Annotated in this window: 15 protein-coding genes; 14 read left to right on the top strand and 1 reads right to left on the bottom strand. The window is 59.7% G+C overall.

Translation table 11 applies throughout. From position 1 onward, the window contains the following. Positions 1–84: 84 nt before the first annotated feature. The 7 genes from kefG (at position 85) to L085_RS02850 (ending at position 7,222) form a co-directional block, all read left to right on the top strand. Complete coding sequence (gene kefG / locus L085_RS02880) at positions 85–636, top strand: glutathione-regulated potassium-efflux system ancillary protein KefG (protein WP_028127618.1); 552 nt, start codon at positions 85–87, stop codon at positions 634–636. A 2-nt stretch (positions 637–638) separates the two neighbouring features. Then, positions 639–2,447, top strand: a complete 1,809-nt coding sequence (gene kefB, locus L085_RS02875) for a glutathione-regulated potassium-efflux system protein KefB (protein WP_044031918.1) — start codon at positions 639–641, stop codon at positions 2,445–2,447. Between the two features lie 14 nt (positions 2,448–2,461). After that, positions 2,462–2,665 carry a YheV family putative zinc ribbon protein gene (locus tag L085_RS02870; RefSeq protein ID WP_015379274.1) on the top strand — a complete coding sequence of 68 codons (204 nt, stop codon included), beginning with the start codon at positions 2,462–2,464 and terminating at the stop codon, positions 2,663–2,665. A gap of 112 nt (positions 2,666–2,777) precedes the next feature. Then, the gene (gene slyD / locus L085_RS02865) at positions 2,778–3,365 is read left to right on the top strand and encodes a peptidylprolyl isomerase (RefSeq protein ID WP_004930407.1); all 588 of its coding nucleotides are present in this window, start codon (positions 2,778–2,780) and stop codon (positions 3,363–3,365) included. 92 nt (positions 3,366–3,457) lie between these two features. Next, positions 3,458–4,486, top strand: a complete 1,029-nt coding sequence (locus tag L085_RS02860) for a LacI family DNA-binding transcriptional regulator (protein WP_015379273.1) — start codon at positions 3,458–3,460, stop codon at positions 4,484–4,486. Between the two features lie 122 nt (positions 4,487–4,608). Beyond that, the gene (nhaC, locus tag L085_RS02855; RefSeq protein WP_044029964.1) at positions 4,609–6,048 is read left to right on the top strand and encodes a Na+/H+ antiporter NhaC; all 1,440 of its coding nucleotides are present in this window, start codon (positions 4,609–4,611) and stop codon (positions 6,046–6,048) included. Between the two features lies 1 nt (position 6,049). Then, a complete protein-coding gene (locus tag L085_RS02850) occupies positions 6,050–7,222 on the top strand; it encodes a MalY/PatB family protein (protein ID WP_044029962.1) in 1,173 nt (390 codons plus the stop codon). Between the two features lie 15 nt (positions 7,223–7,237). Here L085_RS02850 and L085_RS02845 read toward each other — a convergent pair whose 3' ends face one another. Next, complete coding sequence (locus L085_RS02845; protein WP_004930414.1) at positions 7,238–7,465, bottom strand: SlyX family protein; 228 nt, start codon at positions 7,463–7,465, stop codon at positions 7,238–7,240. 356 nt (positions 7,466–7,821) lie between these two features. Between L085_RS02845 and fkpA the strand changes: the two genes are divergently transcribed. The 7 genes from fkpA to rpsG all read left to right on the top strand — a co-directional run bounded on the left by fkpA (position 7,822) and on the right by rpsG (position 11,894). Further along, a complete protein-coding gene (gene fkpA / locus L085_RS02840) occupies positions 7,822–8,661 on the top strand; it encodes an FKBP-type peptidyl-prolyl cis-trans isomerase (protein ID WP_015379270.1) in 840 nt (279 codons plus the stop codon). A 372-nt stretch (positions 8,662–9,033) separates the two neighbouring features. Further along, a complete protein-coding gene (locus L085_RS02835) occupies positions 9,034–9,756 on the top strand; it encodes a transcriptional regulator (RefSeq protein ID WP_004930418.1) in 723 nt (240 codons plus the stop codon). Next, positions 9,756–10,145, top strand: coding sequence for a sulfurtransferase complex subunit TusD (tusD, locus tag L085_RS02830; protein WP_015379269.1), 390 nt, complete (start codon positions 9,756–9,758; stop codon positions 10,143–10,145). The genes L085_RS02835 and tusD overlap by 1 nt, the downstream gene beginning before the upstream one ends. 7 nt (positions 10,146–10,152) lie before the next feature. Next, entirely contained in the window at positions 10,153–10,512 is a 360-nt protein-coding gene (gene tusC / locus L085_RS02825; RefSeq protein WP_044029960.1) for a sulfurtransferase complex subunit TusC, read from the top strand. Between the two features lie 9 nt (positions 10,513–10,521). Further along, positions 10,522–10,809 carry a sulfurtransferase complex subunit TusB gene (gene tusB, locus L085_RS02820; RefSeq protein WP_004930424.1) on the top strand — a complete coding sequence of 96 codons (288 nt, stop codon included), beginning with the start codon at positions 10,522–10,524 and terminating at the stop codon, positions 10,807–10,809. 143 nt (positions 10,810–10,952) lie between these two features. Continuing rightward, complete coding sequence (rpsL, locus tag L085_RS24315) at positions 10,953–11,327, top strand: 30S ribosomal protein S12 (protein WP_004930426.1); 375 nt, start codon at positions 10,953–10,955, stop codon at positions 11,325–11,327. 96 nt (positions 11,328–11,423) lie between these two features. After that, complete coding sequence (gene rpsG / locus L085_RS02810; RefSeq protein ID WP_004956203.1) at positions 11,424–11,894, top strand: 30S ribosomal protein S7; 471 nt, start codon at positions 11,424–11,426, stop codon at positions 11,892–11,894. Positions 11,895–11,948 lie beyond the last annotated feature (54 nt).

The following is an 11,948-nucleotide window of genomic DNA, read 5'->3' as shown; positions in this document are numbered from 1 at the left end:
AGAACGCGCACCGCGCGCTGTTTTTGTCTTTGCGATGCATGGTAACGGAAAACCGCTACCCTGACGACGCTTTGGAGGGGAATGATGTCGCAGCCGCCCAAGGTCTTGCTGCTGTATGCCCATCCGGAATCCCATGACTCGGTGGCGAACCGGGTTTTGCTTCGACCGGCGCAGCAGTTGGAACATGTCACCGTGCACGATCTCTACGCGCACTATCCTGATTTTTTTATCGATATCCATCACGAACAACAGCTGCTGCGTGAGCATCAGGTCATCGTGTTTCAGCATCCTCTCTATACCTACAGCTGCCCGGCGCTGCTGAAGGAGTGGCTGGATCGCGTGCTGGCGCGCGGCTTCGCCAGCGGCGTGGGCGGCAATGCGCTGGCGGGCAAGTACTGGCGCTCGGTGATCACCACCGGCGAGCCGGAAGGCGCCTACCGTACCGGCGGTTATAACCACTATCCGATGGAAGATATCCTGCGGCCGTTCGAGCTGACCGCCGGGATGTGCCATATGCACTGGTTGACGCCGTTCGTGGTGTATTGGGCGCGGCGGCAAAAGCCGGAGGTGCTGCGCAGCCATGCGGACGCCTACGGCGAGTGGCTGAGCCACCCGCTGCCGCACGGAGGACGATGATCATGGAAGGATCGACCTTACTGACCGCCATTTTGCTGTTCCTGTTTGCCGCGGTGGTGACGGTGCCGATCGCCCGTCGTCTGGGGATTGGCGCGGTGCTGGGCTATCTGATCGCCGGTATCGCCATCGGCCCGTGGGGATTGGGCTTCATTCGCGACGTTGACGAGATCCTGCACTTCTCCGAACTGGGCGTGGTGTTCCTGATGTTCATCATCGGCCTGGAGCTGAATCCCAGCAAGCTGTGGGAGCTGCGGCGCTCGATCTTCGGCGCCGGCGCCGGCCAGGTGCTGATCACCGCGGCGGTGCTGGGCGCATTGTTGTATCTGACGCACTTCGCCTGGCAGGCGGCGGTGATAGGCGGTATCGGCCTGGCGATGTCTTCCACCGCCATGGCGCTGCAGCTGATGCGCGAAAAGGGCATGAATCGCAACGAAGGCGGGCAGCTGGGTTTCTCGGTGCTGCTGTTCCAGGATATGGCGGTGATCCCGGCGCTGGCGTTGATCCCCATTCTGGCCGGCGCCGGCGGCACCAGCGATGACTGGGCGAAGATCGCGCTCAAGGTGGCGGCGTTCGGCGGCATGCTGATCGGCGGCCGCTTCCTGCTGCGGCCGCTGTTCCGCTATATCGCCGCTTCCGGCGTGCGCGAGATCTTCACTGCCGCGGCGCTGTTGCTGGTGCTCGGCTCGGCGCTGTTTATGGAGACGCTTGGCCTGTCGATGGCGCTCGGCACCTTCATTGCCGGCGTGCTGCTGGCGGAGAGCGAATACCGCCACGAACTGGAGATCTCCATCGAGCCGTTTAAAGGGCTGCTGCTGGGGCTGTTCTTTATCTCGGTGGGCATGGTGTTGAATATCGGCGTGCTCTACACCCATTTGGCCGAGGTGTTGATCGGCGTGTTGGCGCTGGTGGCGGTGAAATCCGGCGTGCTCTACGGCGTGTCGCGCCTGTTCGGCCTGCGCAGTTCGGTGCGCCTGCAGTTCGCCGGCGTGCTCAGCCAAGGCGGCGAGTTTGCCTTCGTGCTGTTTTCTGCGGCGGGCGCGCAAAAGGTGCTGCAGCCGGATCAACTCTCTTTGCTGCTGGTGGTAGTGACGCTGTCGATGATGACCACACCGTTACTCATGCAGGCCATCGACCGCATTTTGGCGCGCCGCTATAACGCCAAAGGCGAAGACGAGGAGACGCCGTACGTAGAGGACGACGATCCGCAGGTGATCATCGTTGGCTTCGGGCGTTTCGGCCAGGTGATCGGCCGCCTGTTGATGGCCAACAAAATGCGCATTACCGTACTGGAACGCGACGTCAGCGCCGTCGGCGTGCTGCGGCGTTACGGTTACAAGGTCTATTACGGCGACGCCACCGAGCTGGAGCTGCTGCGCGCGGCGGGCGCCGAAAAGGCCAAGTCGATCGTGATCACCTGCAATGAGCCGGAAGACACCATGGAGATCGTGCGGCTGTGCCAGCAGCACTTCCCGAATCTGAGTATTCTGGCGCGGGCACGCGGCCGCGTGGAGGCGCATGAGTTGCTGCAGGCGGGCGTGAAACAGTTCAGCCGCGAAACCTTCTCCAGCGCGCTGGAACTGGGGCGCAAGGCGTTGATGGAGTTGGGCATGCACCCGCATCAGGCCTTCCGCGCCCAGCAGCATTTCCGCCGCCTGGATATGCGCATGCTGCGTGAACTGATGCCGCCGCATCAGGGCGACGTGGCGCAAATTTCCCGCGTGAAAGAAGCGCGGCGCGAGCTGGAAGAGCTGTTCCATCGCGAAATGCAAAAAGAAAGTCGCCAGTTTGACGGCTGGGATGAATACGAATAAGCGGGAGCATAACGATGTCTGCAACACGTAAGAGATTTATCGCCGGGGCGGTGTGCCCAAGCTGTAGCGCCATGGATACGCTGGCGGTGTGGCGGGAGGATCAGGTGGAAGTGGTGGAGTGCGTCAAGTGCGGCCATCACCAGCGCCAGACCGAGCAACAGGTGGAAAAACACGTTCGCCCGCAAGAGCAGGTGATCGGCATTTTTCAGCCGAAGTAGCGTTTTTTTATCCCGGAGGGTACAGCGAGGCAGATTTCCGTTACAATCTGTCCGGAAAAGGCGCGCATCCCGATAACGGTGCGCGTCCTAGTAGCCAACGGTAGGAGATATCATGAAAGTAGCAAAAGACTTGGTGGTCAGCCTGGCTTACCAAGTACGTACAGAAGACGGTGTTTTGGTTGATGAGTCTCCGGTGAGCGCACCGCTGGACTATCTGCACGGGCATGGTTCTCTGATCGCAGGTCTGGAAAAAGCGCTCGAAGGCCACGACGTTGGCGATCGTTTTGACGTTCACGTCGGCGCGAACGACGCGTACGGCAACTACGACGAAAACCTGGTGCAGCGCGTACCGAAAGACGTCTTCATGGGCGTTGACGAACTGCAGGTCGGCATGCGTTTCCTGGCTGACACCGATCAGGGCCCGGTACCGGTTGAAATCACCGAAGTTGACGGCGACCACGTTGTGGTTGACGGCAACCACATGCTGGCCGGCCAAAACCTGAACTTCAACGTGGAAGTTGTCGCGATCCGCGAAGCGACTGCAGAAGAACTGGCACACGGTCACGTACACGGCGAGCACGACCATCACCACGAACACGGTGAAGGCTGCTGCGGCGGTCACGGCCACAGCCACGATCACGACCATGGTCACGACCACGGTAAAGGCGGTTGCGGTAACGGCGGTTGCGGCTGCCACTAAGCAGAACGCGATCACGAGACAAGAGGGCGGCCATCGGCTGCCCTTTTTTATGCGCGGCGCACCGGGCGCCGAACGGCACAACAGGACATGCCATGGCCACCATGAAAGACGTTGCGCGGCGCGCCGGCGTTTCCACGGCCACCGTCAGCCGGGTGATCAATAATACCGCCTACGTTGAACCGGTGACCCGCGAACGCGTCGAGAAGGCGATGCGCGAGTTTAACTACCACCGCAACGCCGCCGCGCTGGCGCTGGCGAAAAGAAGCGGCAATATGCTGGGGTTGCTGACCGGCAACCTCGACGATCCGTTTTTTTCACGCCTGGCGCGGGGCGTGGAAGACATCACGCGACAGGCCGGCGTGCGTTTGATGTTGTGCAGCGGCGGTCATCAGGCCGAACTGGAAAAAAGCGGCCTCGACTTTCTCATCAATCAGGGATGCGAAGCCATCGTGGCGCACGTCACGCGCATGGGGGAGGAGGAGCTGCTGCGCTACGCCGCCCACACGCCCGCGCTGGTGCTGATCAACCGTTACCTGCCCGCCATCGCCAACCGTTGCATCTGGCTCGACAACGCCAATGCGGCGCAGACGGCGACCAAGCTGCTCATTCGTCAGGGGCATCGGAGAATCGCCTGCGTGACGACGGATCTGCCGATCGACGACCGCGCGCAGCGGTTAGCGGGTTACCGCCAGGCCATGGCCGCCGGCGGCATTGAGGTGCCCGGCAGCTGGATCATCAGTGTGCCCTTCAATGAAAGAGGGGGCGAACTGGCGGCCGAGCGCGTTCTGGCCAGCGACCAACGCTTCACCGCCGCAGTGACGTTCAACGACGTGATGGCCGCCGGCATGATGCGCACCTGCCACCAACGGCAAGTTCAGTTGCCTGAAGCGCTGTCGATCGTCGGTTTTGACGACATTGCCCTGGCGAAATATCTCCACCCCGCGTTGACCACCGTGCATTACCCCATCGAGAAAATGGCCCGCCGCGCCGCGCGTCTGGCGCTACAAATCCACAGCGGCAGCGACGTCGCGCCGCAGAACAACCGCTTTTCGGCCGAACTTATCCTGCGAGACTCCGTTGCCGATGGTGAGAGGACTGAGCAAAGCAAGCGCGGCGAATGAGAGGCGGCTCACATAACGCCATCTCATGAAACCGATTACATGGCCAGTGGCCTGCGCTCACATCCTCCGATTACCGAAGCCATTACGCTGTTGCAGTACCCCCTCTTCAACAGGAGCCGTATATGGATAATAAGAAAACGCTCAACCTTGGGCTGGCGACGCTGCCGATTGTGGCCATGCTGTTGCTGCTCATCATCGGCTATGGCCAGTTTGGCCTGCGCATTGAACCGCTGCTGCTGGTTTCCGCCGCCATCGCCGCCGCGTTGGCCTGGTGGCAAGGCTACCGCTGGGATGACATCATCGGGGCCATCGTGGCCAAGCTGGCTAAGGCAATGCCGGTGATCATGATCCTGATCTGCGTGGGCGGGCTGATCGGCACCTGGATGATCAGCGGAACAATCCCTTACATGGTGTATTGGGGGCTGAAGCTGATTAGCCCGCAATACATTCTGATCGCCGCGTTCTTTATCACCAGCGTGATCTCGGTGTGCACCGGTACCTCGTGGGGGGCGGCCGGCACCGTGGGCGTGGCGCTGATGGGCGTGGCCGCTGGTCTGGACGTGCCGCTGGCCGCCGCGGCCGGGGCGGTGGTGTCCGGCGCCTACTTCGGCGACAAAATTTCCCCGTTGTCCGATTCGACGAACTTCGCGGCTATCGTCGCGGATACCGATCTCTACAGCCATATCCAGCATCTGATGTACACGACGCTGCCGAGCTTCATCCTGGCCGCCGTGGTGTACCTGATCGCCGGCCACACCGGCGCGGTGGGCAGCGTGGCAACGCCGGAAAAAGTGACCGAAATCGTCAGCGCGCTTGAGGGGTTGTACCATTTCAATCTGCTGTTGATCCTGCCGCCGGTGCTGGTGCTGTGGGGCGCGGTGACCAAACGGCCGGTGATCCCCGTCATGCTGGCCGCCTGCGCGCTGGCGATCGCCATCGGCGTCGCGCTGCAGGGTTTTAGCCTGCAACAGGGGCTGAATGCGTTGATGGACGGTTTCAATCTGTCGATGTTCGCCAGCCAGGGCCATAACGTTGAAGGGATCGTCGCCGATGTGCCGCGCCTGCTGAACCGCGGCGGCATGTTCTCGATGATGAGTACGATCCTGCTGGTGTTCTGCGCCTTTTCCTTCGCCGGCGCCTTGACGCTGACCGGCGCGCTGACGGTGATCATCAGCCGGCTGCTGAAAGTGGTGCACACCACCGGCCAGCTGATCGCCGCTACCGTTGCCACCACCATCCTGGTGACCGGCGCGACCAGCGACGGCAAGCTGGCGCTGCTGATCCCGGCTGAGCTGTTCAAAGGGGCCTATCGACGCATGGGGCTGGACAACAAAAACCTGTCGCGCACCGTCGAAGATGCGGGCACCGTCATCGAGCCGCTGATCCCGTGGACGGCCGCCGGTATTTACATGGCGACCACGCTGGGAGTGAGCACGCTCGATCTGCTGCCGTGGGCGATCCAATGTTATGTCGCAGTGGTGTTCGCCCTGATTTATGGCTTCACCGGCTTCGGTATCGCCAAACTCCAACCTCAGAACGACTTGCAGCGTAAGGAAGCCTGACATGACGAGTCATTTCAACGCCATCATCGATCGCCACAATACCGGCTCCGTGAAGTGGGACTTCATCGACCGCTATCTGCAACTGGACGGCAGCGAATTGTTGCCGATGTGGGTGTCCGATTTCGACTTTCCATGCCCGCCGGAGGTGCAACAGGCGCTGCATCAGCGGGTGGACCACGGCGTCTTTGGCTACAGCGAACGCGACGACGCCTACTACCAGGCGGCGCTCGACTGGTTTGCCAAGCGGCACGACCTGCCGCTGCGGCGCGAGTGGTTCACGTCGATTGAAGGGGTGGTGCCGGGGTTGGCGATGCTGATCCAACTGCTCAGCAAGCCGGGGGACGGCGTGGTGGTGCAGGGGCCGTACTATGGCTCGTTCGCCAAGATAGTCACCATGAACGGCAGAGAGGTGATTGAAAATCCGCTGCTGGAAACCCCGCAGGGATACCGGATCGATTTCGACCGGCTGGCCGCCTGCCTGGCGCAGCGCAAACCGCCGCTGTTGTTGCTGTGCAATCCGCACAATCCGACCGGCCGTTGCTGGCGCCGCGAGGAACTGGAGCAGCTCATGGCGATCTGCCACGCCCACGATGTCACGGTGATCTCCGATGAAATTTGGGCCGATCTGCTGCTGCCCGGCGAGACGTTTACATCGGTGTTGCATCTGGACGAGGAATATCGCGAGCGGGTGATTGCGGCGACGTCCGCCAGCAAAACCTTCGGACTCTCTTCGCTGCGCATTTCGAATTTTCTGATCCCCAATGCCCGGCTGCGGCAGGCGTTTGTCGATCGGCTGAACGCCCACGGGCTGGATGTATTCAACGCGCTGTCGATGACGGCGGCGACCGCGGCCTATCAACGGGGCGCTGCCTGGCTTGATGAGCTGCTCGACTACCTGGCGGAGAATCGGCGCTGGTTTGAGCAGGCGCTGGCGGCCGCCGCGCCCTGGTGCACGATGACCCAGGCTGAAGGGACTTATCTCGCCTGGCTGGATTGCCGTGCACTGGGTTTGAACGATGCTGACTTACAGCAGGCGCTGGTGGCGGTGGCGAAGCTGGCGCCGTCGATGGGCAGCGGTTTCGGCCCGCAGGGGAGCGGTTTTATCCGCATCAACCTGGGGTGCCCGCGCCGCTATCTCGAGCGTGCCGTCGAAGGGCTGGCACGCCTGAAATAACCGCGCAGCGGGCCCTCAATAGTGCGGCGGAGGGGTTTCTTCCGATTGCGAGGCGATCATTGAGGTTTGGGTCGAGCGCAGCTTGTCGGTCAACATGCGCAGGTGTTCGCGCATCTTCAGCATTTCCATTTGATGCTGGATGACGGTCTGGTTGAGCTCTTCGATGGTGAGCTCTTGGAAGGCCTGGCGGCTCTCCAGTTCTTCAAGCCGCTGTAGCAGGCGTTGAATGTCGGCGTTGTGCATGAGGCTACCTCTGACGCGATAAAATCCTGATTCGGCGTTATGGTAACAGCTGACGCCGGGTTTGCTCGCGCTATTTCTCCAGGCGGCGCGCAACGTTGCGATCGGCAGTGTAAAGTGCTGAAAAGTTGCACGCCCGATACGCCGTTTTTTGCTAACCTCGCCGAATATTCTGCAAGAAAAATCTGATTTATCATGCGAGTAGCACGCAGGGGGAAACTTCTTGGCAAAGCGGGAGTCACACTTTGACTCGATTGGTTACCTGTGCGACTGTTTTGTTTTGTTTCAGGCAGCTATAGTAGCCCGGTTATCTTACCTAATGATTGTTTGGGGCATTGCTTCAGACACTGGAGAAATGGATGAAATCTTTGTTTAAAGTCACGCTTCTGGCAACCACCATGGCTTTTGCTCTGAATGCGACCCAGGTCATGGCAGCCGATGCCGCCAAACCGGCAGAAGCCGCTAAACCAGCGGACGCGGCGGCAGCACCGAGCACCGGCAAGTTCAAAAACGACGACGAGCAAGCCGCTTACGCACTGGGCGCCTCTCTCGGCCGTTACATGGACAACTCTCTGAAAGAGCAAGAGAAGCTGGGCATCAAGCTGGACAAAGATCAGCTGATCGCCGGCGTTCAGGACGCGTTCGCCAACAAGAGCAAGCTGAACGACGCCGACATCGAGAAGACCCTTCAGGGCTTCGAAGCGCGCGTGAAGGCTTCCGCTCAGGCGAAGATGGAACAGGACGCCAAGGACAACGAAACCAAAGGCGCTAAGTACCGCGACAGCTTCGCGAAAGAAAAAGGCGTGAAGAAAACCGAATCCGGCCTGCTGTACCAGGTAGAGAAACCGGGCGCGGGTGAAGCACCGAAAGACAGCGACACCGTGGTAGTAAACTACAAAGGCACCCTGACCGACGGTACTGAGTTCGATAACTCCTACACCCGCGGCGAGCCGCTGTCGTTCCGTCTGGATGGCGTGATCCCGGGCTGGACCGAAGGCCTGAAGCACATCAAGAAAGGCGGCAAAATCAAGCTGGTGATCCCGCCGGCATTGGCCTACGGCAAAACCGGCGTTCCGGGCATCCCGGCTAACTCCACGCTGGTGTTCGACGTTGAGCTGCTGGACGTGAAAGCGGCGCCGAAAGCCGACGCTAAAGCCGAAAAATCGGCTGACGCGAAAGCAGACGCTAAAGCGAAATAATCTCGTCGCTCTGTTTGCCACCGCCGCGGATGCCCTCCGCGGCGGTTTTCATTTCGACCGCCGCCGCTTCTCTCTCCATTGAACGCTTGACGCCTGCCGGGCATCGGGCTTAACGTCAATACCACGCGCAAACGCAAGGACTTTGCTCCGGCCGCTTTGCTAGACTAATAATTCTGACTTATCAGTCATGCGTCTGCCCCTTAGGGCGTGTACCTAAAATTGTTCCCGGCCGCCTCGCCCGCGGATGTCATCGTGCCGTTTATGCTGCTCTCAGCCAGCCGCGCTGCGGCGTGCCGACGACGGCAGCGATCCGGTCCGAGCGGTTTTAGCTGCGCCCCCTGGCACAGGCGATCTATGAGGGTGGTATCTTCGATGTCGAATTCGCTTTTATCCAGCGAAGCCAGCGAACTTGATTTGCTGAATGAACGTCCGTTTACTCAAACGGATCATGAAATCCTGAAATCCTATGAAGCGGTGGTCGATGGGCTGGCGATGTTGATCGGCGGCCACTGCGAGATCGTATTGCACGCGCTGGAAGACCTGAACAGTTCGGCGGTGCGCATCGCCAACGGGGAACATACCGGGCGTAAAATCGGTTCGCCGATCACCGACCTGGCGCTGCGCATGCTGCACGACATGGCCGGCGACGACAGCAGCGTGTCGAAAGCCTACTTCACCCGCGCCAAGAGCGGCGTGCTGATGAAGTCGGTGACCATCGCCATTCGCAATCGCGAACAGCGGGTAATCGGCCTGCTGTGCATCAACATGAACCTCGATGTGCCGTTCTCGCAGATTATGCAGACCTTTATGCCGCCGGCCACGCAGGACGTGCCGTCGTCGGTGAATTTCGCCTCTTCAGTCGACGATCTGGTGGCGCAGACGCTGGAGTTCACCATCGAAGAGGTGAATGCCGATCGCTCGGTATCCAATAACGCCAAGAACCGCCAGGTAGTGCTAAACCTCTATGAGAAAGGCATCTTCGACATCAAGGATGCGATCAATCAGGTGGCGGATCGCCTGAATATCTCCAAACACACCGTGTATTTGTACATCCGCCAGTTCAAGAGCGGCGATCTGTTGGGAAGCGACCGTTGATGCTCGATTATTGTCTGTTGGTCACCGGTCCGGCTTACGGCACGCAGCAGGCCAGCAGCGCCTATCAGTTCGCTCAGGCCCTGCTGGCGAAAGGACACCGGCTTTCCAGCGTCTTTTTCTACCGTGAAGGGGTGTTGAACGCCAACCAGCTGACCGCGCCCGCCAGCGATGAGTTCGACCTGGTGCGCGGTTGGGCGCAGCTGGCTCAGCAACACGGCGTGGCGCTCAACGTCTGCGTGGCCGCCGCGTTGCGCCGCGGCGTCACCGACGAGCAGGAGGCGGCGCAGCAGGGGCTGGCAAGCGCCAACCTGCAGCCCGGTTTTACCCTGAGCGGGTTGGGTTCCCTGGCCGAAGCGTCGCTAAGTTGCGACCGTCTGGTGCAGTTCTGAGGATAGGATGAAACGAGTCGCTTTTGTTTTCACCCATGGGCCGCACGGCGGCGCCAGCGGCAGGGAAGGGCTGGATGCGCTGCTCGCCACGTCGGCGCTCAGTGAAGATGTGGGGGTGTTTTTTGTCGGCGATGGCGTATTGCAGCTGTTGCCGGGCCAACAGCCGGAAAAGATTTTGGCGCGCAATTACATTGCCACCTTTGGCGTGCTGCCGCTGTATGACGTGGAGCGGTGCTATCTGTGCCAGGCTTCACTGCAGGAACGCGGACTGAGCCAGGTGACCGATTGGGTGCTGGACGCCGAGGTGCTGGCGCCGGACGAGCTGCGCCGCGAACTGGACGGCTACGACGCCGTGATGACGTTTTAGGATCCTCTGATGCTGTATACCCTGAGCCATTCGCCAAACCAATGTGACCTGCCTGCGCTGCTGCGCCTGACGGCGCAGGGCGACGCGCTGTTGCTGCTGCAGGACGGCGTGCTGGCAGGCCTTGCCGGCAGCGCTCATCTTGAATTGCTGCTCGCCGCCCCCATATCCCTTTATGCGCTGCAGGACGACCTGGAAGCCCGGGGATTGGTTGGTCATTTTTCGCACAAAATCACTGTCGTCGGCTATAATCACTTCGTTGAATTAACCGAACAACACCGCAGCCAAATGGCCTGGTGATGAGAGTGATGTTGTATATTTCTTGACACCCATACTGGTCAGCCATAAAATTCTGCGTCCTCGTACTTTGCCAGTAGTGCATACGAGGGGATTTATCACATGTTTACGAAGCTAGTACGAAGCAAAAACCAGGAGCTTTTTTAATGGCAACAATTAACCAGCTGGTTCGCAAACCACGCTCTGTGAAGGCTGCTAAAAGCAACGTTCCAGCGCTGGAAGCCTGCCCGCAGAAACGTGGCGTATGCACCCGCGTATATACCACTACCCCGAAAAAACCAAACTCCGCACTGCGTAAAGTTTGCCGTGTGCGTTTGACCAACGGTTTCGAAGTGACTTCCTACATCGGTGGCGAAGGCCACAACCTGCAGGAACACTCCGTAATCCTGATCCGTGGCGGTCGTGTAAAAGACTTGCCAGGTGTGCGTTACCACACCGTCCGTGGTGCACTTGACTGCTCCGGTGTTAAAGACCGTAAGCAAGCTCGTTCCAAGTACGGCGTGAAGAAGCCAAAGGCTTAATGGTTCTCCGTTAAGTAAGGCCAAACGTTTTAACTTTAATGTCAAAATAAACTCGTAGAGTTTTGGACAATCCTGAATTAACAACGGAGTATTTCCATGCCACGTCGTCGCGTAATCGGCCAACGTAAAATCCTGCCAGATCCTAAGTTCGGATCTGAGCTGCTGGCCAAATTTGTAAATATCCTGATGGTAGACGGTAAAAAATCTACTGCAGAAGCAATCGTCTATACCGCGCTGGAGACCCTGGCTCAGCGTTCTGGTAAAGATCACCTGGAAGCTTTCGAAGTCGCTCTCGACAACGTTCGCCCGACTGTAGAAGTTAAGTCGCGTCGCGTTGGCGGTTCTACTTATCAGGTACCAGTTGAAGTCCGCCCGGTTCGTCGTAATGCTCTGGCAATGCGTTGGATCGTTGATGCTGCACGTAAACGCGGTGATAAATCCATGGCTCTGCGCCTGGCGAACGAGCTGTCTGACGCAGCAGAGAACAAAGGTTCTGCTGTTAAGAAGCGTGAAGACGTTCACCGTATGGCCGAAGCCAACAAGGCGTTCGCCCACTACCGCTGGTAATCATCCGGCTGTAGTCATGCTAACCAAGCGGGCGCGTCAAATCGGCCCGCTTGG

The sequence above is a fragment of the Serratia sp. FS14 genome (assembly GCF_000695995.1).
GTDB classification, from domain to species: Bacteria; Pseudomonadota; Gammaproteobacteria; order Enterobacterales; family Enterobacteriaceae; genus Serratia; species Serratia nematodiphila.
Note: the sequence above shows the minus strand (reverse complement) of the source record. Positions and strands in the feature narration are given on the sequence as shown.

Bases quoted from the DNA above. Each gene is read 5' to 3' on its own strand.
- kefG (WP_028127618.1), top strand. From the start codon at position 85: ATGTCGCAGCCGCCCAAGGTCTTGCTGCTGTATGCCCATCCGGAATCC.
- kefB (WP_044031918.1), top strand. From the start codon at position 639: ATGGAAGGATCGACCTTACTGACCGCCATTTTGCTGTTCCTGTTTGCC.
- L085_RS02870 (WP_015379274.1), top strand. From the start codon at position 2,462: ATGTCTGCAACACGTAAGAGATTTATCGCCGGGGCGGTGTGCCCAAGC.
- slyD (WP_004930407.1), top strand. From the start codon at position 2,778: ATGAAAGTAGCAAAAGACTTGGTGGTCAGCCTGGCTTACCAAGTACGT.
- L085_RS02860 (WP_015379273.1), top strand. From the start codon at position 3,458: ATGGCCACCATGAAAGACGTTGCGCGGCGCGCCGGCGTTTCCACGGCC.
- nhaC (WP_044029964.1), top strand. From the start codon at position 4,609: ATGGATAATAAGAAAACGCTCAACCTTGGGCTGGCGACGCTGCCGATT.
- L085_RS02850 (WP_044029962.1), top strand. From the start codon at position 6,050: ATGACGAGTCATTTCAACGCCATCATCGATCGCCACAATACCGGCTCC.
- L085_RS02845 (WP_004930414.1), bottom strand. From the start codon at position 7,465: ATGCACAACGCCGACATTCAACGCCTGCTACAGCGGCTTGAAGAACTG.
- fkpA (WP_015379270.1), top strand. From the start codon at position 7,822: ATGAAATCTTTGTTTAAAGTCACGCTTCTGGCAACCACCATGGCTTTT.
- L085_RS02835 (WP_004930418.1), top strand. From the start codon at position 9,034: ATGTCGAATTCGCTTTTATCCAGCGAAGCCAGCGAACTTGATTTGCTG.
- tusD (WP_015379269.1), top strand. From the start codon at position 9,756: ATGCTCGATTATTGTCTGTTGGTCACCGGTCCGGCTTACGGCACGCAG.
- tusC (WP_044029960.1), top strand. From the start codon at position 10,153: ATGAAACGAGTCGCTTTTGTTTTCACCCATGGGCCGCACGGCGGCGCC.
- tusB (WP_004930424.1), top strand. From the start codon at position 10,522: ATGCTGTATACCCTGAGCCATTCGCCAAACCAATGTGACCTGCCTGCG.
- rpsL (WP_004930426.1), top strand. From the start codon at position 10,953: ATGGCAACAATTAACCAGCTGGTTCGCAAACCACGCTCTGTGAAGGCT.
- rpsG (WP_004956203.1), top strand. From the start codon at position 11,424: ATGCCACGTCGTCGCGTAATCGGCCAACGTAAAATCCTGCCAGATCCT.